The 21940-nt window shown below is 65.4% G+C and carries 19 protein-coding genes; 9 read left to right on the top strand and 10 right to left on the bottom strand.

Going from position 1 to position 21940, the window contains the following annotated elements; all coding sequences use genetic code 11:
- Positions 1-10 precede the first annotated feature (10 nt).
- The 4 genes from K408_RS0126830 to K408_RS0126815 all read right to left on the bottom strand — a co-directional run bounded on the left by K408_RS0126830 (position 11) and on the right by K408_RS0126815 (position 3783).
- On the bottom strand, positions 11-544 hold the full coding sequence (locus tag K408_RS0126830) for a DUF4142 domain-containing protein (RefSeq protein WP_024341550.1): 534 nt from the start codon (positions 542-544) through the stop codon (positions 11-13).
- An 87-nt stretch (positions 545-631) separates the two neighbouring features.
- The gene (locus K408_RS0126825) at positions 632-1324 is read right to left on the bottom strand and encodes an RNA polymerase sigma factor (protein ID WP_024341549.1); all 693 of its coding nucleotides are present in this window, start codon (positions 1322-1324) and stop codon (positions 632-634) included.
- 97 nt (positions 1325-1421) lie between these two features.
- A complete protein-coding gene (locus K408_RS0126820; RefSeq protein ID WP_024341548.1) occupies positions 1422-2291 on the bottom strand; it encodes a sulfurtransferase in 870 nt (289 codons plus the stop codon).
- 157 nt (positions 2292-2448) lie between these two features.
- The gene (locus K408_RS0126815) at positions 2449-3783 is read right to left on the bottom strand and encodes a dihydroorotase (RefSeq protein ID WP_024341547.1); all 1335 of its coding nucleotides are present in this window, start codon (positions 3781-3783) and stop codon (positions 2449-2451) included.
- A gap of 101 nt (positions 3784-3884) precedes the next feature.
- On the opposite strand from K408_RS0126815, the gene ygfZ reads away from it, so the two are divergent.
- The 6 genes from ygfZ to K408_RS0126785 all read left to right on the top strand — a co-directional run bounded on the left by ygfZ (position 3885) and on the right by K408_RS0126785 (position 10603).
- Positions 3885-4766: a CAF17-like 4Fe-4S cluster assembly/insertion protein YgfZ gene (gene ygfZ / locus K408_RS0126810; protein WP_024341546.1), complete on the top strand. Its 882-nt coding sequence runs from the start codon at positions 3885-3887 to the stop codon at positions 4764-4766.
- On the top strand, positions 4763-5389 hold the full coding sequence (locus K408_RS0126805; RefSeq protein ID WP_024341545.1) for a DNA-3-methyladenine glycosylase I: 627 nt from the start codon (positions 4763-4765) through the stop codon (positions 5387-5389). Before ygfZ ends, K408_RS0126805 begins: the two co-directional genes overlap by 4 nt.
- Positions 5386-6000 carry a YfbR-like 5'-deoxynucleotidase gene (locus tag K408_RS0126800; RefSeq protein WP_024341544.1) on the top strand — a complete coding sequence of 205 codons (615 nt, stop codon included), beginning with the start codon at positions 5386-5388 and terminating at the stop codon, positions 5998-6000. Before K408_RS0126805 ends, K408_RS0126800 begins: the two co-directional genes overlap by 4 nt.
- A 153-nt stretch (positions 6001-6153) precedes the next feature.
- A complete protein-coding gene (locus K408_RS0126795; RefSeq protein ID WP_024341543.1) occupies positions 6154-6660 on the top strand; it encodes a tyrosine phosphatase family protein in 507 nt (168 codons plus the stop codon).
- Positions 6661-6877: 217 nt separating this feature from the next.
- A complete protein-coding gene (locus K408_RS0126790; protein WP_024341542.1) occupies positions 6878-7846 on the top strand; it encodes an NUDIX hydrolase in 969 nt (322 codons plus the stop codon).
- Between the two features lie 51 nt (positions 7847-7897).
- A complete protein-coding gene (locus K408_RS0126785) occupies positions 7898-10603 on the top strand; it encodes a DUF2339 domain-containing protein (protein WP_024341541.1) in 2706 nt (901 codons plus the stop codon).
- A gap of 63 nt (positions 10604-10666) precedes the next feature.
- On the opposite strand, the gene K408_RS0126780 is transcribed toward K408_RS0126785, so the two are convergent.
- The 6 genes from K408_RS0126780 to K408_RS0126755 form a co-directional block, all read right to left on the bottom strand.
- Positions 10667-12355, bottom strand: coding sequence for a methyl-accepting chemotaxis protein (locus tag K408_RS0126780; protein ID WP_024341540.1), 1689 nt, complete (start codon positions 12353-12355; stop codon positions 10667-10669).
- A gap of 284 nt (positions 12356-12639) precedes the next feature.
- On the bottom strand, positions 12640-14376 hold the full coding sequence (locus tag K408_RS0126775) for a methyl-accepting chemotaxis protein (RefSeq protein ID WP_024341539.1): 1737 nt from the start codon (positions 14374-14376) through the stop codon (positions 12640-12642).
- Positions 14377-14579: 203 nt separating this feature from the next.
- Complete coding sequence (locus K408_RS0126770; protein WP_024341538.1) at positions 14580-14825, bottom strand: DUF6894 family protein; 246 nt, start codon at positions 14823-14825, stop codon at positions 14580-14582.
- Positions 14826-14978: 153 nt separating this feature from the next.
- On the bottom strand, positions 14979-15566 hold the full coding sequence (locus K408_RS0126765) for a hypothetical protein (RefSeq protein ID WP_024341537.1): 588 nt from the start codon (positions 15564-15566) through the stop codon (positions 14979-14981).
- 113 nt (positions 15567-15679) lie between these two features.
- A complete protein-coding gene (gene acuI / locus K408_RS0126760; protein WP_024341536.1) occupies positions 15680-16666 on the bottom strand; it encodes an acrylyl-CoA reductase (NADPH) in 987 nt (328 codons plus the stop codon).
- Between the two features lie 41 nt (positions 16667-16707).
- The gene (locus tag K408_RS0126755; protein ID WP_024341535.1) at positions 16708-17961 is read right to left on the bottom strand and encodes an MFS transporter; all 1254 of its coding nucleotides are present in this window, start codon (positions 17959-17961) and stop codon (positions 16708-16710) included.
- A 359-nt stretch (positions 17962-18320) separates the two neighbouring features.
- Between K408_RS0126755 and nadA the strand changes: the two genes are divergently transcribed.
- The 3 genes from nadA to nadC are packed head-to-tail and all read left to right on the top strand — an operon-like array spanning position 18321 to position 21933.
- The gene (nadA, locus tag K408_RS0126750; RefSeq protein ID WP_024341534.1) at positions 18321-19427 is read left to right on the top strand and encodes a quinolinate synthase NadA; all 1107 of its coding nucleotides are present in this window, start codon (positions 18321-18323) and stop codon (positions 19425-19427) included.
- Between the two features lie 11 nt (positions 19428-19438).
- The gene (locus tag K408_RS0126745; RefSeq protein ID WP_024341533.1) at positions 19439-21043 is read left to right on the top strand and encodes an L-aspartate oxidase; all 1605 of its coding nucleotides are present in this window, start codon (positions 19439-19441) and stop codon (positions 21041-21043) included.
- An 11-nt stretch (positions 21044-21054) separates the two neighbouring features.
- Positions 21055-21933, top strand: a complete 879-nt coding sequence (nadC, locus tag K408_RS0126740) for a carboxylating nicotinate-nucleotide diphosphorylase (protein WP_024341532.1) — start codon at positions 21055-21057, stop codon at positions 21931-21933.
- The last annotated feature ends 7 nt before the right edge of the window (positions 21934-21940 follow it).

Here is a 21940-nt window from a genome sequence, read left to right as displayed (position 1 = left end):
CTCTCGCCCCCTATTTCAGCTCGGCCGCAACATGCTCGGCGTGCTGCTGATGGCCCCGGAAAATCTTCAGGCCGGTCTGCAGCAGGCTCTTCAGCTCAGCGTTGTTCGCTGAGGGAATGAGCTGCGTCTCCAGCGTGCCATTGACCGCCTCGTGGTAGGCAACCTCGTTCGCGACATAAGCCTTGTCGAACGCTGTACCGTCGAGCTTGTCGAGCTCGGCCAGCTTGTCGCTCGCCTGCCTGGACAGCGCCTTGCTGGCCTCGTTGTCTTCAGGCGTGACGTTCAGCTTCTTGACGAGTGCGAGCGCCTGCTTGTTGACCGCCTCATGGTCGCGGAGCATGTCTTCGGCGAACGCCTTCACGTCCTTGCTTTTGGCCTTCTTCTGCGCCTGCTTGGCGGCATTGATATCGATGACGCCCGCGGTGTAGGCGATATGTGCGATCTGCGGATCGGTGGGCTTGTCGGCTGCGCTCGCCTTTTGCAGCAGGATGGGACTCGACAACATGATCGCTGCGGCCGCTGCCGCGCTCCATCCGATCAACATGGCTTGACACTCCTGTGAGGCCGGAGACTTTCCGGCGTGTTGCTTGCACAGGTTGGATGGCAATTCCGACCGAACGTTCCCAGAAAGTTACGCGCCGACGCCAAGGCGCCTGAGCACGGCCGCGGTCAGGCGCTCGCAGCGCCGGCCGGCGAACGGAAACGCATCCATGATCACCGGCCCGATCTTCTTCTCGACGTTCTCGCGCAGCAGCGTGCGCGCGCGGTGCAACCGTGTCTTAACGGTCTCCGGTTTGATACCGAGCAGCTCGGCCGTCTCCTCCATGCTCATGCCCTCCATTACTCGCGCGGTGAAGACCATACGATAGGCCTCGGGCAATTCGTCGACCGCGTGTTCGACGACGCGCTGGATCTCGCGTTGGGCCATGGACTTTTCCGGATCGGCTGCGGCGGAAGAAAGGGGGAACTGGATGATTTCCGCTTCGAGCGTTGCCTCTGGCACCGACTCCAGTTCGACCTGCGGCTTTCGACTGCGAAGGCGTCCGAGCGCCTCGTTGATCGCAATGCGCGACAACCACGTCGACAACGCCGACTCACCAAGAAAGCCGTCGAGACGGGTGAAGGCGCGGACATAGGTTTCCTGCACCACGTCTTCAGCTTCGCTGTCGCTGCGCAGGATTCCGCGCGCCAGGCGATAAAGCCTCCGGTTGTTGGCCTGCATGATCTCCCGCAAAGCGGTCTCGTCCCGGCGCCGCGCGCGGTCGATCAGTGCGGCCTCCATTGTCCTGGCACCGGCGGACGGGCCGGCTGCGGTCCCTGGCATGGCGGCTACCTATCTCCATTCGTTCCCGACATTGGATGCAGGCTGGCAGAAAAGGTTCCCGGTTTTCTTTCGCCCTGATGGATCAGGGTAAGCAAACCTAATCCGTCTCGATCGGCAGTGTCGGATCTCTCGCCCATTCGCCCATCGAGGCGTCGTAGAGCGTCAGCTCGTGGAAGCCGAGTTGGGCCAGCAGGAACAGATCGATCGTCGCCGAGATGCCGCCGCCGCAATAGCAGATCACGCTCTTGTCGCGCGTGACGCCCTGGGCCGCGAATTTGGCCTCGGCATCTGCAAGCGTCGTCAGCGTCTTGTCGGCGTTCACGAGCGTTGCGGCAGGAACGTTGACGCTGCCGGGCACGCGACCCGGCCGGCCATAGCGGCTCGGTTCGAGGCCGCGGTGAAACTGCGGCCCGAGCGCGTTGACGATGACCGTCGCGGGATCGCCGATCCGCGCCAGCACGGTGGTCTTGTCGATGAAGAGGCCGGCGCGCGGCGTTGCCTTGAAGGTCGTCGCCGGATAGCCCTTCGGGGCACCTGTTTCGACCGGCCGCCCCTCCTCCTTCCATTTGTCGAATCCGCCATCGAGCACGAGCGCATCGATGCCGAGCGCGCGCAACATCCACCAGAACCGCGTCGCCCACATCATGGTGCCGATGCTGTAGAGTACGATGGTCTTGGACGCGTCGATCCCGTGACGGCCGAAGGCGGCCTCCAGCTGGGCGACGTCGGGCATCATGTAGAAGTGTTGCGACGAGGCGTCCGAGAACTCGCCTTGCAGGTCGAGAAAATCGGCGCCGGGGATGTGGCCGGCGGCGAACGTCTTGTCGCCGGGCACGGCGCGATACGGCACATCGCTGCCAGGCGGGACGGGTTCGTTGTAGGTCGTGCAGTCGTAGAGGCGGAGATTGGGATCGCTCAGGACAGCGGCGAGTTGTACGGTGGTGATGAGGGCGGCAGGCTGGGACATTGGACTACTCCTCCGTTGGAGAGGGAGTGTAGACCTCTCCCCTCGTCGTTGCGAAGAGCTCTTGCGACGAAGCAATCCAGACTGCCTCCACCGAAACATTCTGGATTGCTTCGCTGCGCTCGCAACGACCGGGACGGTGTGTTCCCGACAAAAGAGCCTACGGCTTCAGCGTCTCCAGAAACCGCACCGCCTCGCCCTGCGAGGGGGTCACAAGCTCGCCCTGCCACATCACGCGCCGGCCGCGGATGAAGGTGCCGACGGGCCAGCCGGTGACGCGGACGCCGTCGTAAGGCGTCCAGCCGGCCTTGGATGCAACCCATTTGTTGGTGATGGTCTCGCTGCGCTTCAGATCGACGATGGTGAAGTCGGCATCGTAGCCGGCGGCGATGCGGCCCTTGCAGGCCATGTTGTAGATTCGCGCGGGACCGGCGCTGGTGAGGTCGACGAATCTCGCCAGCGACAGGCGGCCGGCATTGACGTGATCGAGCATGAGCGGCACCAGCGTCTGCACGCCCGTCATGCCCGAGGGCGAGGCCGGATAGGTCTTCTGCTTCTCTTCCAGCGTATGCGGCGCATGGTCGGAGCCCAGCACGTCGATGATGCCCTGCTCTATGCCGCGCCAAATGCCGGCGCGGTGATCGGCGCCGCGCACCGGCGGGTTCATCTGCGCCAGCGTGCCGAGCTGCTCGTAGCATTCGGGGGCGACCAGTGTGAGGTGATGCGGCGTCGCCTCGCAAGACGCGACGTCCTTGTGGTCGCGCAGGAACTCGATCTCTTCCTTGGTCGAGATGTGCAGCACGTGGATGCGCTTGCCGGTCTCGTGCGCGAGCTTGACCAGGCGCTGTGTCGCAATCAACGCCGCGGTCTCGTCGCGCCAGACCGGATGCGAACGCGCATCGCCTTCGATGCGCTGCGATTTGCGATCGTTGAGGCGATATTCGTCTTCGGCGTGGAAAGCGGCGCGGCGCTGGATCACCTGGAATATGCGACGCAAGCTTTCGTCGTCCTCCACCAGGAGCGCGCCGGTCGAGGAGCCGATGAACACCTTGACGCCGGCGCAGCCCGGCGCGCGCTCGAGCACCGGCAGGTCCTGCACGTTCTCGCGGGTGCCGCCGATGAAGAAGGCGAAATCGCAATGCATGCGATGATGGGCGCGATTCACCTTATCGGTGAATTCGGCGTCCGTCACCGTCAGCGGCGCCGTGTTGGGCATTTCGAAAACGGCGGTGACGCCGCCCATCACGGCGCTGCGCGAGCCGGTCTCGAGGTCTTCCTTGTGCGTCAGCCCGGGCTCGCGGAAATGCACCTGCGTGTCCATCACGCCGGGCAGGATGTGCAGGCCCTTGCAATCGATCACCTCCGCGGCGCTGCCTTGCGACAGCGGGCCCAGCTCGGCGATGCGACCTTCCTTGATGCCGATATCGCGAACACCCTCGCCGTCCTGGTTGACCACGGTGCCGCCCCTGAGAATCACATCGAAACGCTGGCTCATGGCTGAAGGCCTCTCTCATCCCCAAGCGCAGGGCTCGAGGTCTTGTCGTTTATGCGATGCGGGCTTACGTTCCGGAGCAACATGTCGCAAGAGATTTTCGCATGAAATCGGCGTTTCTTCCCGACCGGGGCGTGGTCAAGGTCGCGGGCGAGGATGCGCGCAACTTCCTCAACGGCCTCATCACCACCGACCTCGACAGGCTGAAACCGGGCCTGGGGCGATTCGGCGCGCTGCTGACGCCGCAAGGCAAGATCATCGTGGATTTTCTGATCACGGAGGTGCCGGCCGGCCATGGCGGCGGGTTCCTGATCGATTGCCCCAAAGCGCTGGCGGACACCCTCGCCACCAAGCTGAAGTTCTACAAGCTGCGCGCCAAGGCCACGGTGGACAATCTCTCCGGCGATATGGGCGTGCTCGCCGCCTGGGATGGCCAGCCCGCGGCCCAGCCGGACCTTGCCTTTGCCGATCCGCGCAACGACGGGCTCGGCTATCGCGTCCTGATCCCGGAAGACCTCAAGCTGAAGCTGTCCGACCTCATCGGCGCCGAGCTGGTCGATTCGGCCGAATACGAAGCGCACCGTATTGCGCTCGGCGTGCCCCGCGGCGGGCTCGATTTCATGTACAGCGATGCGTTCCCGCACGAGACCAACATGGATCGTCTTGCCGGTGTCGATTTCGACAAGGGCTGCTATGTCGGCCAGGAGGTCGTCTCGCGCATGCAGCATCGCGGCACCGCGCGCACGCGCAGCGTGAAGGTGCTGCTCGACGGCGCGTCGCCCGAGCCGGGCGCGACCATTCTCGCCGGCGACAAGCCGGTCGGCACCATCGGCTCGAGCGCCGGCGGCAAGGGCATTGCCCTGGTGCGCGTCGACCGCGTCGCCGAAGCGCTCGATGCAGGCCAGCCGCTCACCGCTGGTGGGCTGCCTCTGACGCTCGCTGAACCTGACGTCGTTCGAATCCCAGCCAAGCAGCCCATCACATGAGCCGCGCCGCCCGCCTGCATCCCGATGGAAAGACACGCTGTCCCTGGCCCGGCGAAGATCCGCTTTATGTCGCCTATCACGACACCGAATGGGGCGTGCCCGAGTACGACGACCGCGCATTGTACGAAAAGCTGATGCTCGACGGCTTCCAGGCCGGGCTGTCGTGGATCACGATCCTGCGCAAACGCGATAATTTCCGCGAAGCCTTCGACGATTTCCAGCCGGAGAAGATCGCGCGCTACAACGCCAAGAAGGTTCATGCGCTGATGAACGATGCCGGCATCGTGCGCAACAAGGCGAAGATCGACGGCGCGATCCTGAGCGCGAAGTCGTATCTCGACATCATGGAGAAGGGCCCGGGCTTCTCAAAGCTGCTGTGGGACTTCATGGACGGGAAGCCGCTGGTCAATCATTTCAAGACCACCGCGAGCGTGCCGGCCTCGACGCCGCTGTCGGTGCAGATCTCCAAGGAGCTGTCCTCGCGCGGTTTCAAATTCGTCGGCCCGACCATCGTCTATGCCTTCATGCAGGCCACCGGCATGGTCAACGATCATCTCGTCGACTGCCATTGTCACGCGACCTGCGGCAAGACCCGGCGCAAGCCGCGCCTCAAGCCCAAATGACGGCGAAGAAGACCGCGCGCGATGCGCCGTCCCGCGCCTGGCAGCGCATGCTGTCGGGCAGACGGCTCGATCTGCTCGATCCCTCCCCGCTCGACATCGAGATCGCCGACATCGCGCACGGCCTTGCCCGCGTCGCGCGCTGGAATGGGCAGACCATAGGCGCGCATATCTTCTCAGTCGCGCAGCACACGTTGCTGGTAGAAACCGTGCTGCGGCATGAGATGCCGCGGGCCGATCAGCGCATGCGGCTCGCCGCCCTGCTGCACGATGCGCCGGAATATGTGATCGGTGACATGATCTCGCCGTTCAAGGCCGTGCTCGATGGTCATTACAAGGCGGTCGAGAAGCGGTTGCTCGGCGCCATCCATATCCGCTTCGGCCTCCCAGCGGAGCTGCCTGAGGAAATCACGCTGGCGATCAAAGCCGCCGACCGCGGCGCCGCTTACCTCGAGGCAACCGAGCTCGCCGGCTTCGGCGAGAGCGAGGCCAAGCGCCTGTTCGGCAAGGATCCAGGCCTGTCCGACAGCGTCCGCCGCGACTACTTGACACCCTGGACGGCGGCTCGCGCAGAGAAGCAGTTTCTGGAGCGGTTCGGCGCCGTGTTTGCGTAGGCCCTGCCGGCGCACTGCGCCGTACCCCACCATCCTTTCGCGTTTGCGACAAAGCGGTGGACATGCGTCCGCCTTCGCTTTTTGAGCTACGGCGACAAGTCGCTTTGCTCACCCTACTGTCCCTCGCTATAATTGCCGGCAAAAAGGTCCGCCATGATCCACGTCTGTTCCCTCGCCGCGCTTCCCGAGACTGTCCGAATTACGGGCGCGAGCCATGTGCTCACCGTGATGGCCAATGTCGAGCAGGTGGCACGTCCGGTGTCGGTGCTGCCGGCCAACCACCTCAAGGTGTCGATGGATGACATCACCGAGGAGATGGACGGTTTCGTCGCGCCATCGGAGACGCATATCGAGCAGGTGCTGAATTTCGTGCGCGGCTGGGATCGCTGCGCGCCTTTGGTGGTGCATTGCTATGCCGGCATCAGCCGCTCCACCGCAAGCGCGTTCGCAGCCGTCTGCGCGCTGAATCCGGATCGTGACGAGGTCGAGATCGCGAGGAAGATTCGCGCGGCGTCGCCGATCGCCTCGCCGAACCGGCGCATCGTCAGCCTTGCCGATCGTGCACTGGGGCGAAACGGCCGCATGCTGCGCGCGCTCGACGAGATGGGCCCCGGCGCGATGATGGTGGAAGGCCGCCCCTTCGTGATCGAGCTCGAATGAGAATTGCGTCGAATAGCAGCCGCAACAGGACTACGCCCGCTTTCCCGCTTACGGGAGGGGGTGTCACCTCATTGCGAGTCCCAAAGAGGCGAGAGCCCTCACCCGCACCTTCGGCGCGACCTCTCCCGCTCGCGGGAAAGGTGCAGCGAGCCCGCGGAGAGAGCCGCTCAGACAACCTGCACCGACGCATCTCTCTCTCAGGCGCGATCGTCATCGCATGAGCGACCAGCTCCTGACGCCGATCGAGATTGGCCTCACCGCCGCGATCGTCGCGATCGAGAACCACGAGCCGCTGATCCTGACCGCACGAGGCGCCGACGGGCTTGCCGGCCTGCCGTTCGGCCCGTTCGATGCGGTTAGCCACCGCACCTTCGAGATTGGCCTGCGCGCCTGGGTCGAGGAACAGACGGGCCTGCGGCTCGGCTACGTCGAGCAGCTCTACACCTTCGGCGATCGCGGCCGCCATGCCGAGGCCGGCGACACCGGGGCACATATGGTGTCGATCGGCTATCTCGCGCTGACGCGACCTGTGGACGGCGAGCTTGCTGCAAACGCGGCGGGCTTCGCGCCATGGTACCGCTTCTTCCCCTGGGAAGACTGGCGGGAGGAGCCGCCGGGGATCATCTCCCGCGACATCATCCCGGCGCTGACGAAGTGGGCCGAGGAAGAAACGCCGGAGACGACACGCGCGCTGCCGCGGAAGGATCGCGTGCGGTTCTATTTCGGTCTCGACGGCGCGCCCTGGGACGAGGAGCGCGTGCTCGACCGCTACGAACTGCTGTACGAGGCCGGGCTGATCGAGGAGGCGCGGCGTGATGGACGCCCTGCGGCATTGGCGCGCAAGACGATTCCCCCGCTCGGGACCTCGATGCGGTTCGACCATCGCCGGATCCTCGCCACGGCGATCGCGCGTTTACGTGCAAAACTGAAGTATCGCCCTGTCGTCTTTGAACTATTGCCGGCTGAATTCACACTTACGGAACTGCAGTATACGGTCGAGGCGATCTCCGGCCGGCATCTGCACAAGCAGAACTTCCGCCGCCTGGTCGAAATGGAGGCCCTGGTCGAACCGACCGGGGTCATGTCGACACAGACGGGCGGACGGCCGGCGGCACTCTATCGCTTCCGCCGCGAGGTGCTCCAGGAGCGGCCCGCGCCGGGCTTGCGCGTGCGGTCCCGGCGCTAGATCCTGTTACTGTGGTACCGGCCTCTGCCCCGCCGGTGGCCTGGAGGCTTCATGTTCGACGGTCCGTTTGACGTCTTCGCGTTGTTCATTGCGATCGCCGCCTTCTTCATCGCGATCAAGGCCTCGAGCCAGGCGGCCGATCTGCGGCGACGGCTGAGCTCGCTCGAAGAGGTCCTTCACGCGCAGCGGCCGGTGCAGCCGCCGCCGCTCGCCCCTGTTTGGGAGCAGGCGCCCGCCACCACCACAACGGCAGCCCCAGAGCCGCCCCCGCTTGCGCCCGAACCCGAGCTGGCGCCGCCTCCGCCCCTTGCCGAAGATGCTTCTCCGCCCCCGCTGGAAGTCAACCTTGAAGCCGGCGCACCGCCGCCCGTGCCGGCGCCCGCACCCGGCTTCGAGGAGCGGCTCGGCACCCGCTGGGTCGTTTGGATCGGCGGCCTTGCGCTTGCGCTCGGTGGCTTCTTCATGGTGCGCTATTCGATCGAGGCCGGCCTTCTCGGTCCCGGCGTGCGCGTATTCCTCGGCGGCCTGTTCGCACTGGCGCTGCTCGGTGCCGGCGAATGGACGCGGCGCAAGGAGAGCATCTCGAGCCTCCAGGCGTTGCCGATCGCCAACATCCCTGCAATCCTCACCGCGGCCGGCACGGCGGTGGCCTTCGCGACCATCTATGCCGCCTATGCGCTGTACGAATTCCTCGTGCCCGCGACGGCCTTCGTGCTGCTCGGCCTGGTCGCGCTCGGCACGCTCGCCGCAGCGCTGCTGCATGGCCCCGCGCTCGCCGGACTCGGCGTGGTAGGCGCCTTCGTGACGCCTATCCTCGTCTCCAGCGGCAAGCCAGACTATTGGGCGCTCTATGTTTATCTTGCGATCGTGACAGCGGCGAGCTTCGGCCTTGCCCGTATCCGGCTGTGGCGCTGGCTCGCGGTGACCACCATCGTCTTCGCCGTGCTGTGGACCTTCCCGGGTCTCGACGCCGCCGAATTGCAGGTCGCGCCGCACGCCTTCCATGTCATCGCCGGCTTCCTGCTCGCCGCGCTGCTGGTCGTCTGCGGCTTCATGTTCGGACCCGGCATCGACGATGGCGAGATCGAGCCGGTCTCGTCGAGCGCGCTCGGCGCCTATCTGTTCGGCGCGATGCTGATCGTGCTCTCGAGCGGACACGCCGATCTCGCGTTGCTTGCCTTCACGCTGCTGGTCGCCGGAACGCTGTTCGTCGCCTGGCGCGCGCCGGCGGCCACCGGCGCCCTTGGCGCGGCCGCCGCGACCGTCTTCATCGTGTTCGCCGAATGGGCGGTGCGCGCCAATCCCGATATGCTGGTGCTGCCGGGCGGCGCCATGGCCGGCATCGGGCCGACCGCGACCGGCAGCGCGGTGACGCTGCATCTGGTGATGGCCGCGATCTTCGCGGCAGGCTTCGGCGTCGCGGGTTTCCTCGCGCAAGGCCGCTCGAATTCGGCAATCATCCCGGTGGTGTGGTCGGCAACGGCAGTTGCGATGCCGATCGCAATTCTGGTCGCGCTCTACGCACGCATCGCTCATCTCGACCGCTCGATCCCGTTCGCGATCGTCGCGGTGCTGCTTGCCGCCGCCTTCGGCGCAGCGACCGAAGCGCTCGCGCGCCGCGAGACCCGACCAGGCATCGCGATCTCCACGGCCCTGTTCGCGACCGGCACACTCGGCGCAATGGCGCTGGCGCTGACCTTCGCGCTGGAGAAGGGTTGGCTGACGATCGCGCTGGCGCTGATGTCGCTCGGCACCGCCTGGATCTCGATGCAGCGGCCGATTCCGTTCCTGCGCTGGCTCGCCGCTATCTTGGCCGGGCTCGTCACCGCGCGCATCGCCTATGATCCGCGCATCGTCGGCGACGCCGTCGGCACCACGCCGATTTTCAACTGGCTCTTGTGGGGCTACGGCGTGCCGGCCGCATCGTTCTGGGCTGCGAGCATCTTCCTGCGCCGCCGTGCCGACGATGCGCCGCTGCGCATGGTCGAGACCGCCGCGATCCTGTTCACCGCCCTGCTCGCGTTCATGGAGATTCGGCACTTTGCGACGGGCGGCCGGATGACCGTGCCCCCCTCCCTGCTCGAGTTCGCGCTGCAGGTCTGCATCACACTCGCGATGGCGATCGGGCTGGAGCGGTTGCGGCTGCGCAGCCACAGCATCGTGCATAATGTCGGCGCGGTGGTGCTGACGGCGATCGGCGGGCTGATCAGCGTGTTCGGCCTCCTGATCATGGAGAATCCCCTGCTGTGGCGCATCGACGTCGGCGGCGCCGTGTTCAATCTGCTGCTGCTGGGCTACGCGCTGCCGGCGGTACTGATGCTGCTGCTGTCGTATGCTGTCGTCGGCGAGCGCGGCAAGGTCTACGCCAACACTATTGCGGCTGGCGCGCTCGTGTTCGCGCTCGCTTATGTCACGCTGGAGATCCGCCGCTTCTATCACGGTCCGATCCTGTCCACCGGACCGACGACGGGCGCGGAACAATACACCTATTCGATCGGCTGGCTCGCCTTCGGCGTTGCGCTGCTCGGCGTCGGCATCCTCGTCAATTCGGAGCGTGCGCGGCTGGCCTCGGCCGCTGTGATCGCACTGACGATCCTGAAGGCCTTCGTGATCGACATGTCGACGCTGACAGGCGTCTACCGCGCGCTCTCATTCATGTGCCTCGGCGTCGTGCTGGTCGCGATCGGCTGGCTGTACCAGCGCATCCTGTTCCGGCGGCAGGCCGCACCGCCACCGGCTGCGCAAACGGGCACATAGAGCTCCAGGCGAGGTTCCACCTCTCCGGAGCGGGGAGAGGTGAAGAACCGAAATGCCTTGCCTTTAGGCCGCGCGAACCGATTCCAGGAACTGCGCGACTTCCACCTTCAGGCGAGTGCTGTCGGTCGCAAGCGACTTCGCTGCCGACAGCACTTCGGCCGAGGCAGAGCCGGTCTCGATCGCGCCGCGCTGCACGTTGGTGATGTTGGACGACACCTCCTGCGTGCCGACCGAGGCTTGCTGAACGTTGCGCGAAATCTCCTGCGTCGCCGCGCCCTGCTCCTCGACGGCGGCCGCGATGGCCGAGGACACCTCGGACAGCCGCTCGATGGTGCCGCCGATCTCCTGGATGGCGCTGACTGATTCCTGCGTCGCGGCCTGGATGCCGGACACCTGCGCCCCGATCTCGCCCGTCGCCTTCGCGGTCTGCTCGGCGAGCGCCTTGACTTCGGAGGCGACGACGGCGAAGCCGCGGCCGGCCTCGCCGGCGCGTGCCGCTTCGATGGTCGCGTTCAGCGCGAGCAGGTTGGTCTGGCCCGCGATGGTGTTGATGAGCTCGACGACGTCGCCGATGCGGGAGGCGGCCTGCGACAGCGCGTTGACGCGCTCGTTGGTCCGCGCCGCCTGCTCGACGGCTTCCGCCGCCATCCGCGCCGAATCCTGTACGCGGCGGCTGATCTCGGTGATCGAGGAGGACAGCTCCTCGGAGGCGGACGCCACCGCCTGGACGTTGGTGGAAGCCTCCTCCGACGCGGCCGCAACGACGGTCGCGAGCTCCTGGCCGCGCTGCGCCGTGCCGCTGAGCGTAGCGGCGGAAGCCTCGAGCTCGGTCGAGGCCGACGACACGGTCTCGACGACCTCGCCGATCATGACCTCGAAATTGCGGGTGATGGCATCGACGCGGCGGCCGCGTTCGATCTTGGCTTCGGCGTCGCGCGCTGCCGCCTCGTCGGCAGCCTTCTTGGCAATCAGCGCGTCCTTGAAGATCTGGAGCGCATCCGCCATCGCGCCGATCTCGGTCTTCTCGCCGCGATGCGGCACCTCGGCCGACAGATCGCCCTCGCCGAGCGACTGCATCGGACGGATGATCGAGGCGATGCCGCGGGAGACGTCGCGCACGAGATAGTAGGCGGCAGCGATCGCGATCGCGACGGCTGCAACGATGATACCGACGAGCACGCGGAAGATTGTGGCGTAGCTGTCGGCCGCCTGCTTCGTTTCAGCTTCGGCGCCGCTGTTGTTGAGCTCGATGCTCTTCAGCAGCAGCGGATCCGCCGCCTGCGCCATCTTCGCGACCTTGGTCTGCAACAGCTCGTTGGCATCGGTCGGAAAGCGGCCGGGGCTCTTGCGCGACAGCGCCATCGTCTCCTGAACGCCGTTCAGGTATTCGGCCCAGGCCTTGGTCCACTGCTGGTAGATCGAGCGCTCCTCGGGCAAAGTTATGAGCGCTTCATAGACCTTGCGCGTCTTCTCGATGCGCTCGCGCAGCGGAGCCATGCGTTTCTCAGCGGCGTCCTTGCCTTCAATGCTCTCCTGCATCAGGTGTAGCCGCAGGACGACGCGCAGTTCGTTGATGTCGGCGCGCATCGAGCCAAGCGCACGCACGCTCGGCAGCCAGCTCTCCGCAATCTCGACTGTATGGGCATTGATGTTCTGCATCGTGCCGATCGCCATCACGCCGACACCGGCGAGGGAGAGCACGAGGACCGACAGCACGGTCAGCAGCTTGAAAACGATCGACAACTTCGACATCACGATAACCCCGGTAGCACCAGCAACGCGCAAGTCACCTGCGCCGCAATCGTCGCGGCGGACGACAGGGCGGGGGTCATTCCAACGATGCTGGCTGGTTCTTATCCCGTGAGATTGCGCCTATAATTGCAAACAGGCGTTAACAGGAACCTACGTAAAACTACGGCTCGTGCCCGGTCGACGGCCATCTTCGCTGCAATCCTCTGTTGCAGCCGCAGGGAAATCCTCCGCCCTAATGCGGATGCGTCGTAGCATTCGCCCGGATCTGCCGCAGCACGTCGCCGTCAGGCGGCGCGCACGGTGGAGAGAAATTTGCCGACCTCGAGCTTGAGGCGCTGACTGTCGCCGGACAGCGATTGCGCCGCCGCCAACACCTGCGCAGACGCCGAGCCAGTCTCGCTAGCGCCGTGCTGAACATCGGTGATGTTGGACGACACCTGATGCGTGCCTGCCGCCGCCTGCTGCACGTTGCGAGAAATTTCCTGGGTAGCGGCGCCCTGCTCTTCCACCGCGGCTGCGATGGTCGAGGAGATCTCCGACAGCTTCTCGATGGTATGGCTGATGTCCTTGATCGCGCCGACCGAATGATCGGTCGCGGTCTGGATGCTGGCGATCTGCTGCCCGATCTCGCCGGTCGCCTTCGCGGTCTGCTCCGCAAGCGCCTTGACCTCCGAGGCGACCACGGCAAAGCCGCGTCCCGCCTCGCCGGCGCGCGCAGCCTCGATGGTTGCATTGAGCGCAAGAAGATTGGTCTGGCCGGCGATGGTGTTGATCAGCTCGACCACGTCGCCGATCCGCGCTGCGGCGGCGGAAAGGTCGCCGACACGGTCGGTCGTGGTGCGGGCCTGGCTCACCGCATCGCCCGCGACGCGGGCGGACTCCTGCACCTGCCGGCTAATCTCGGTGATGGACGAAGACAGCTCCTCGGTCGCCGATGCCACCGACTGCACGTTGGTGGAGGCTTCCTCGGAGGCGGCAGCAACCATCGTGGTAAGCTCCTGTCCACGCGCCGCAGTCGACGTCAGGGTCGACGCAGATGCCTCCAGTTCGGTCGCGGCCGAGGATACGGTATCGACGATTTCTCCGATCGCGGCTTCGAAGCTATCGGCGAGCTTGTGCATCTCGGCCTTGCGTTGCGCTGCCGCAATCTGGTCTTGCCTGATCTTGGCTTCGGCCTCCTCGCGCGCCTTCTGCTCGGACACGAGCTTGAACTTTTCGACTGCCGCGGCGACGCCGCCGACCTCGTCCTTGCGGCCGAGACCGGGCAGCACCACCGAGAAATCGCCGCCGGCAAGCTTATCCATCGCCACGGTGAGCGCGCGGATCGGCCGCGCGACGGTCAGGAACGACATCAGCCAGGAGCAGACGAGCACGAGCGCAGCGAAGGCGCCGACCAGGATCGCAAGTTGCTCGCTTGATCTCATTTGCGCCGCGGCCAAGGCATTCTTCTCCTCGGATTTATGTCTCGCGTAGTCGGCGATCTGGCCGATCACCACGTCGAGCTCGCCGGCAATCGGCAGAGTAATCTCGCGTGCCATGCGGATGGCGTCTTCGTTGAGCTTTGCAGCGCGCGTTGCGCCGTCGGCACCGCTCGCGACCACAGCTTCGCCGCGGACGCGCGCGATCTGCTGCGCAGCCTTTTCGTAGTTCGCGGCCAGCGATCTGAGTTTCTCGATCGGAGCCCGGTTCTCCATCTCGTGAGAAAGCTTCAGCATTTCATCGACCAGAAAATTGGTCGATTTCTGCTGCTCGCCCAGGTTCTGGGTGGCTTTCTGGATATCGGCTGGGCTGTTGGCGAGACGAATGTCTCGTACCGCAAGCTGCATGCCGCGAACTGTTGCCTCGGCCTTCACAGCGTCGCGCGCGATCTGCTGCTGGGCAAGTGCGCTTTGGCTGGTTTCGCGGATGCTCGCATTGCCAAGCGTCTGGCTTGCGATCATGGCTCCGACCAGGAGCACGCCGAGAGCCGAAGCGATCGCCAGCTTGGTCCCGATCTGCAAATTCTGTAAGAGGCTGAACATCGGTACGTTTCCCCGAAACGAGCTGCCAAGTCGTTGTTGGCCGCCTGGACGTTGATCGTCGTCCTTACCGCGAAGCTAACGGTCAGAGTTCCATCGTTAGGTTAACGAGATCCCTCGCACAAATACCTACTTTTTACGCCAAATGATTGAACGCGACGCGGAGTGATCTCGCACTGGTTGCAAATTGCAGCTTGAAGTGAGGTCTAGGAAGCTTTGCATCCGACGGTCTCGCCGACGAGGGTGACGCGAAAGACCGGGTTTTTGTTCTCGTCAAGCAGCTCCATGCACCACTCGGCGTCCGGCTTCAGGCCGCGCGCGATGCTGCCGAGCAGGTTGGCGCAGACCTCCGTCATCTCGGTCCAGGCGGCTGCGCGATCCTCGAATTCGTAGGGCTGATCGGCGGCGCCGGAATAGCGGCCGGTGCTGATACGGAAGAAATACAGCGACATCGTTCGACCCTTGCGTGGCACCGCCCCGGCCGCACGCAAACTGAGGCGCGAACAGCTACCAACCCGTGAACGCCGCTGTCCGTATGACTACGGCGGCAGCTTCGCGCTGGACGAATGTCATTGAGGAAGCAGCGACTGCGCGGCGAGGCCGACTCACTGAGTCGAGCGACGCAGCTCCAGCGGGGCCTCGGTCTTCGCGGGCTCCGGCTTCACCGGCTCGAGCCGGCTGCTCTCGACACGCGGGGTTTCGACACGCGCGGCGACTTCGGTGTTGGCAGGGCCGACCGAACCGGTGCGATCCGAATTCCGCAGCGAGCGCGGGCGCGCCGTTGCACGCGCCATCAGCATCTGGTTGCCGCCCTGGTGGCGGAAGTCGCAATAGGCGAAGCCCATGCCGGATACCGAGCCGCGGAAGCTGCGATCATCGGTCTTTTCCAGGTTGAAACAGGGCTCGAACGGAATGCCCTTGATCGAGGCGCAGACGTTCTGGCCGCGGATCTGGAGCGTGTTGCCGGGCAGCCGGAGATGTTTGACCGGTCCTGCGCCCGAGAACTGCACGGCGCCGGCGGCGCCGAGATCGTCGAGAATGCGGCCTGCACCGCGGGTGCCATCGAAGCAGGTAAAGGCGAACACCTTGCCGGCCACGAAGCGGCGCGCCTCGTCGGCGTTCATGCTTCCAGCAATAGCCGGCGCAAACGTTGCTGCCGCCGTGACAGCCCCCAACACAATACGCGCAAGCATGCTCAACTCCGAACCCAACCCCGCAGCGGGCGATGCCTTATCTCTTTACCCGCTGCTTACCATACGAACCATGGCGACATTGAAGCAGCTTGGTTGGTAAAGTCTGAACGTCGTTAGACAATTTTTACCACGATGCGGCCGCGGACCTCCCCGGCCAGGATTTTCGCGCCCCAATCCGAAACCTCAGACAACGGTATTTCCTTAGTAATTTCAACGAGCTTTGTTCGATCCAGATCGGATGCCAGGCGCTGCCAGGCGGCCTTTCTGGGCTCAATCGGGCACATCACGGAGTCGATGCCGAGAAGGCACACTCCTCGCAAAATAAACGGCGCCACCGAGGACGGCAGGTCCATGCCGGCGGCCAGACCGCAGGCCGCAATCGCTCCGCCGTACTTCGTCATCGAGAGCAGATTCGCGAGCGTGGTCGAGCCGACGCTGTCGACACCGCCGGCCCAGCGCTCCTTGGCGAGAGGTTTTGCCGGTGCCGACAATTCGCTGCGGTCGATGATCTCGGCTGCTCCCAGCTGCTTCAGGTAGTCGGCCTCGGAGGCCCGGCCGGTCGAAGCGATGACGTGATAGCCAAGCTTGGCGAGCACGGCGATCGCGACCGAGCCGACGCCGCCCGCAGCACCCGTCACCACGACTGGACCGCTCTTCGGCGAGATGCCGTGTTTCTCGAGGGCCAGCACCGCGAGCATTGCAGTGAAGCCGGCGGTGCCGATCGCCATGGCGTCGCGCGCCGACAGGCCTTGCGGCAGGGCGACCAGCCAGTCGCCCTTCACCCGCGCCTTCTCGGCATAGGCGCCGAGATGGGTCTCGCCCATACCCCAGCCGGTGCAGACCACCTTGTCCCCTGCCTTCCACTGCGGATGCGATGAGGCTTCGACTGTGCCGGCGAAGTCGATGCCGGCGATCATCGGGAAGCGGCGCACCACCGGCGCCTTGCCGGTCAGCGCAAGGCCGTCCTTGTAGTTCAGCGTCGACCATTCGACCCGGACGGTGACGTCGCCGTCCATCAGCTCGGCTTCATCGAACTGCGTGAGCTGCGCGGTGGTGCCCTTGTCCGCCTTGTCGATCCGGATTGCCTTGAATGTGGCCACGACTGAACTCCCTGACTTGCTTGTCCGGATTGTTTAGCCGATCAGGCCGGCTGTGCAACCGCTCGCTCGACGGGTTTCTCCACAATCGGAAGATTGATCAGCGCGGAAAGCACGCCGAACAGGATCGAGAGCCACCAAATCGGCGTATAGGAACCGAAGCGCTCGAACACGATGCCTCCAAGCCAGACGCCGAGAAAGCCGCCGACCTGGTGGCTGACGAAGGCAAAGCCATAGAGCGTCGCAAGCCAGCGCGTGCCGAACATCAGCGCCACCAGCGCCGAGGTCGGCGGCACCGTCGACAGCCAGGTCAGGCCGGAAATCGCGCCGAACGCGATCGCCGAGAACGGCGTGATCGGGAACGAGATAAAGGCCAGCGTCGCCAGCGCGCGGGTGAAATAGATGGTGGAGAGGATATAGCGCTTGGGCAGATGGTTCTGGAGATAGCCGACGCTGAGCGAGCCGATGATGTTGAAGAGGCCGATCGCCGCAATCACCCAGCCGCCGGTTTGCGCGGAGATGCCGCGATCGACCAGAAACGCGGGCAGATGCACGGTGATGAAGGCGAGTTGGAAGCCGCAGGTGAAGAAGCCGAGCACGAGCAGCACGTAGGAGCGATGGCCGAAGGCTTCGGCCAGCGCCCTGGTGAAGGTCTGCTCATCAGCGGCCGTCGCCTTTGCTGATTCTGCGACCGGCGGTGTCGAGAGCGCCAGCGACAGCGGGATGATCAGCAGCATCAGGAAGCCGAACACGGACAACGCCTGCTGCCAGCCGAAATTGTCGATGAGCGCAACGCCGATGGGCGCGAACAGGAACTGCCCGAAGGAGCCTGCTGCGGTGCCGGCGCCGAGCGCAAGGCCGCGCTTCTCAGGCGGCAACAGCTTGCTAAACGCCGACAACACCAGATTGAACGAACAGCCGGCGAGCCCAAAACCGATCATGACGCCGGCGCCGATGTCGAGCGACAGCGGCGTCGTGGAGTAGCGCATCAGCAGCAGGCCGCCGGCATAAAGCAGCGCGCCGACGCACATCACCCGGAAGAGGCCGAAGCGATCGGCGACCGCGCCTGCGAACGGCTGGCCCAGCCCCCACAAGAGATTCTGCACGGCAATCGCGAGGCCGAACACATCGCGGCCCCAGCTGAATTCGTGACTCATCGGCTGCACGAAAAAGCCGAGCGCCGAGCGCGGGCCGAAGCCGAGCATGCCGATCGCACAGCCGCACAGAATGATGACGGCCGGGGTACGCCAGTTGGAGGAACGCGAGGCCGGAGCGAGTTCGCCGATCTGTGTCGACATGGTCTTCCTCGTCTGTCGTTGGCGGGCCTGCAAAATCAGCAGCCGCAGGAGGGCCCGTTTAATGCATCTGCATGGAAAGCCCAAGTCAAAAGGAGACCCGGGCTCAAAACCATTGCATTCCAAGAGGAGCTGCCGCGGGAGCATTGCGTTTCAATACGGCCTCACCCGACGCATTGACCGGCGAGTGACGGGAATGTGCGCGACAGGGCATGGCGGTCTGCAGCGCCGCGTGCTATGTTTGATTTACTCAGATTGAGCATATGAGATTGCAATGCTGTTGTGGGTCCGGCCTCTCAGCCGGATTTCTCAGGCTCCATATATTCTCAAACTGAGCACAAATGACAACATGGGAGGCTTTCATGCCGATCACCGGAATTTACGGCCCTGACGATTTCACCGACCGGCCCCAGGCCCAGCGCATCTCCTCCCCCCGCACCGTAGCGGTGCCCGCGGGACCGGAATGGCCGATCCCCTCACTGGAATGGACGTCGGAGATCGAACGGGCCACCGCGCCGCTCTATGACCGCGTGAAGCACGTGATCCCGCCGATCGAATGGCCGCTGATGGCACCGGCGATCCACGCGATCAACGAGCTGAAGCGCGCGCGGGGTGCGGTCATCCTCGCCCACAATTACCAAGCCCCGGAGATCTTCCACTGTGTGGCCGATATTGGCGGCGACTCGCTCCAGCTCGCGGTCGAAGCCACCAAGGTGAAGGCTGACATCATCGTCCAGTGCGGCGTGCACTTCATGGCGGAGACCTCAAAGCTGCTCAATCCGCACAAGACCGTCTTGATCCCCGATTCGCGCGCGGGCTGCTCGCTCGCCGCCAGCATCACCGGCGCGGACGTGCGGCTGCTCCGCGAAAAATTCCCCGGCGTGCCCATCGTTGCCTATGTCAACACCTCCGCGGAGGTGAAGGCCGAGGTCGACATCTGCTGCACCTCGTCGAACGCCGTGCAGGTGGTCGAGAGCCTCAATTCACCGAGCGTGATCTTCCTGCCAGACCGCTACCTCGCGACCTATGTGGCGTCGAAGACCGACGTGAACATCATCGCCTGGAAAGGCGCCTGCGAGGTGCATGAGCGGTTCACGGGCGAGGAGCTGCGGAGCTTTCGCGAGGCCGATCCGTCGGTCCAGATCATCGCGCATCCGGAGTGCCCGCCGGATGTGCTCGCGGAAGCCGACTTCACCGGTTCGACCGCACACATGATCAACTGGGTGCGCGCGAAGAGGCCGCGGCGTCTCGTCATGATCACCGAATGCTCGATGGCCGACAATGTCCGGGCCGAGCTGCCTGATGTGGAGATGCTCCGCCCCTGCAACCTCTGCCCGCACATGAAGCGCATTACGCTCGCCAACATTCTGGAGAGCCTGCTGACGCTCCGCGAGGAGGTGTCGATCGATCCCGCGCTCGCGGATCGCGCGCGACGTTCGGTCGAGCGCATGATCAATCTGAGGAATTGAGAGCGAACAACATGCAACACGACATCCACGACCTCGCCCGCACCGACGACGTCGTCATCGTCGGCGGCGGCCTTGCCGGGCTGTTCTGCGCGCTGAAGCTCGCGCCGCGGCCGGTGACGTTGATTTCGGCGGCACCGCTTGGGCAGGGCGCATCGTCCGCATGGGCGCAAGGCGGCATCGCCGCGGCCGTGGCCGAAGGCGATACGCCGGAGGCACATGCCGCCGACACCGCGGCGGTCGGCGGCGGCCTCGTTGATGAAGCCGTCGCGCTCGGGATCGCGCGCGAGGCGCTACCGCGCATCCATGATCTTCTCGCCTTTGGCGTGCCGTTCGATCGCGATCTCGACGGCAGGCTTGCGGCCGGACGGGAAGCTGCGCATTCGGCGCGTCGCATAGTTCATGTGCGCGGCGATGGCGCCGGCGCCGCAATCATTGCGGCCTTGAGCGATGCCGTACGTCGCACACCCTCGATCCGCCTGATGGAAGGCTTCGTCGCCGAAGCACTGCTGACAGCGGACGGCGCGGTCTCCGGACTTCAATTGCGGAAGGCCGGCAATCCCGCTGCACGGCCGATCGTGCTCGCCGCGCGCGCGGTCGTGCTTGCAACTGGCGGCATCGGGCATCTCTATGCCGTCACGACCAATCCGGTCGAGGCAAGCGGCTCCGGCCTTGCGATCGCGGCGCGCGCCGGGGCGGTGATCGCCGACCCCGAATTCGTACAGTTCCACCCGACGGCCATCATGGTGGGCGGCGATCCGGCACCGCTCGCTACCGAAGCGTTGCGCGGCGAAGGGGCAACGCTGATCAACGGCAAAGGTAAACGCTTCATGCTGTCGCGCCATCCGCTGGCCGAGCTTGCGCCGCGTGACATCGTGGCCCGCGGGGTGTTCGCCGAAATCGCGGCCGGCCGCGGCGCCTTTCTCGATGCGCGGCAGGCGCTGGGCGCGCGCTTCGCGACGAAGTTTCCGACCGTGCATGCAAGCTGCACCGCCGCCGGCATCGATCCGGCAACGCAGCCGATTCCGATCGCGCCGGCTGCGCATTACCACATGGGCGGCATCGCCGTGGACGCGCGCGGCCGCAGCTCGATCGACGGGCTCTGGGCCGCCGGCGAAGTATCCTCGACCGGCGCGCATGGCGCCAACCGGCTCGCCTCCAACTCCCTGCTCGAAGCCGTGGTTTATGCCGCGCGCGTTGCCGACGACATCGTCGGCCGCACAATGTCCTCGACTGCCCGCCCACCCGATCCGGTCGTGACGGCGCGAGGCGGCGCGGCGGATAGCGCAGCCGTGAAGCGGCTGCGCACGATGATGAGCGCGCATGTCGGCGTGATCCGCGACGGTGACGGCCTTGCCGAAGCCGTGCGCCGCTTCGCCGCGATCGAGCGCGAGGCCGGCGACATCGTTCTCCGCATCATGGCGACTTCGGCCCTGCTGGTCGCCACCGCGGCCTGGACGCGACGCGAGAGCCGCGGTGCGCATTTCCGTTCCGATCATCCGGCTGAGACGCCCGGGCCCGGGCGGAGAACGATGACGACCCTTTCCGCCATGCGCGATGTCGCGCACAGCCTGGACGACCGCCCGCTGCCACGCATTGCGCAATCCATGATCGCCTGACGGAGTTCCCCATGATCAGCCCAACCTCACTGCTTTATCCCGACGCCTTTCTCTCTCCGCTCGCGATCGAGACGGCCGTTGACCGCGCGCTCGACGAGGACCTCGGCCGCGCCGGCGACATCACCTCGCTTGCGACGATCCCGGAAGCGACGAGCGCGCGAGCGGTCCTGGTGGCGCGCCAGTCCGGCGTGATTGCCGGATTGCCGCTGGCGCTCGCGACTTTGCAGAAGCTGTCGCCCGAGATCGAGGTGCGCGCACAGGTCCGCGATGCCGCGCGGGTCGCTCGCGGACAGCATGTGCTGACGATCTCGGGCCGCGCGCGCTCCATTCTCACCGCCGAGCGGACCGCGCTGAACTTCGTCGGCCGCCTGTCGGGCGTCGCGACGCTCACGGCGGACTATGTCGCGCGCACCGAAGGCACCGGGATGCGCATCTGCTGCACACGGAAAACAACGCCGGGATTGCGCGCGCTGGAAAAATACGCGGTGCGCTGCGGCGGCGGATTCAATCACCGCTTCGGGCTCGATGATGCGATCCTGATCAAGGACAACCACATCGCGGTCTCCGGCGGCATCCGTCCGGTGCTGGAGCGCGCCCGTGCCCATGCGGGCCACCTCGTCAAGATCGAGATCGAGGTCGATACGCTGGTGCAGCTGCGCGAAGTGCTCGACAGCGGGATGGCCGACGCGGTGCTGCTCGACAACATGGACCTGGCGACGTTGCGCGAGGCGGTCAGGATCAACGAGGGCCGCCTCGAGCTGGAGGCATCCGGGGGCGTCACGCTGGACTCGATCGCCGCCATTGCCGCGACCGGTGTCGCCTACGCATCGGCGGGCGCATTGACGCATTCCGCCCCGAACTTCGACTGTGCGTTGGACATCGAGGCTTGAGAGGACA

Source organism: Bradyrhizobium sp. in8p8 (assembly GCF_000426845.1).
In the GTDB taxonomy this organism is placed as follows: domain Bacteria; phylum Pseudomonadota; class Alphaproteobacteria; order Rhizobiales; family Xanthobacteraceae; genus Bradyrhizobium; species Bradyrhizobium japonicum_C.
Note: the sequence above shows the minus strand (reverse complement) of the source record. Positions and strands in the feature narration are given on the sequence as shown.

Bases quoted from the DNA above. Each gene is read 5' to 3' on its own strand.
- K408_RS0126830 (WP_024341550.1), bottom strand. From the start codon at position 544: ATGTTGATCGGATGGAGCGCGGCAGCGGCCGCAGCGATCATGTTGTCG.
- K408_RS0126825 (WP_024341549.1), bottom strand. From the start codon at position 1,324: ATGCCAGGGACCGCAGCCGGCCCGTCCGCCGGTGCCAGGACAATGGAG.
- K408_RS0126820 (WP_024341548.1), bottom strand. From the start codon at position 2,291: ATGTCCCAGCCTGCCGCCCTCATCACCACCGTACAACTCGCCGCTGTC.
- K408_RS0126815 (WP_024341547.1), bottom strand. From the start codon at position 3,783: ATGAGCCAGCGTTTCGATGTGATTCTCAGGGGCGGCACCGTGGTCAAC.
- ygfZ (WP_024341546.1), top strand. From the start codon at position 3,885: ATGAAATCGGCGTTTCTTCCCGACCGGGGCGTGGTCAAGGTCGCGGGC.
- K408_RS0126805 (WP_024341545.1), top strand. From the start codon at position 4,763: ATGAGCCGCGCCGCCCGCCTGCATCCCGATGGAAAGACACGCTGTCCC.
- K408_RS0126800 (WP_024341544.1), top strand. From the start codon at position 5,386: ATGACGGCGAAGAAGACCGCGCGCGATGCGCCGTCCCGCGCCTGGCAG.
- K408_RS0126795 (WP_024341543.1), top strand. From the start codon at position 6,154: ATGATCCACGTCTGTTCCCTCGCCGCGCTTCCCGAGACTGTCCGAATT.
- K408_RS0126790 (WP_024341542.1), top strand. From the start codon at position 6,878: ATGAGCGACCAGCTCCTGACGCCGATCGAGATTGGCCTCACCGCCGCG.
- K408_RS0126785 (WP_024341541.1), top strand. From the start codon at position 7,898: ATGTTCGACGGTCCGTTTGACGTCTTCGCGTTGTTCATTGCGATCGCC.
- K408_RS0126780 (WP_024341540.1), bottom strand. From the start codon at position 12,355: ATGTCGAAGTTGTCGATCGTTTTCAAGCTGCTGACCGTGCTGTCGGTC.
- K408_RS0126775 (WP_024341539.1), bottom strand. From the start codon at position 14,376: ATGTTCAGCCTCTTACAGAATTTGCAGATCGGGACCAAGCTGGCGATC.
- K408_RS0126770 (WP_024341538.1), bottom strand. From the start codon at position 14,825: ATGTCGCTGTATTTCTTCCGTATCAGCACCGGCCGCTATTCCGGCGCC.
- K408_RS0126765 (WP_024341537.1), bottom strand. From the start codon at position 15,566: ATGCTTGCGCGTATTGTGTTGGGGGCTGTCACGGCGGCAGCAACGTTT.
- K408_RS0126755 (WP_024341535.1), bottom strand. From the start codon at position 17,961: ATGTCGACACAGATCGGCGAACTCGCTCCGGCCTCGCGTTCCTCCAAC.
- nadA (WP_024341534.1), top strand. From the start codon at position 18,321: ATGCCGATCACCGGAATTTACGGCCCTGACGATTTCACCGACCGGCCC.
- K408_RS0126745 (WP_024341533.1), top strand. From the start codon at position 19,439: ATGCAACACGACATCCACGACCTCGCCCGCACCGACGACGTCGTCATC.
- nadC (WP_024341532.1), top strand. From the start codon at position 21,055: ATGATCAGCCCAACCTCACTGCTTTATCCCGACGCCTTTCTCTCTCCG.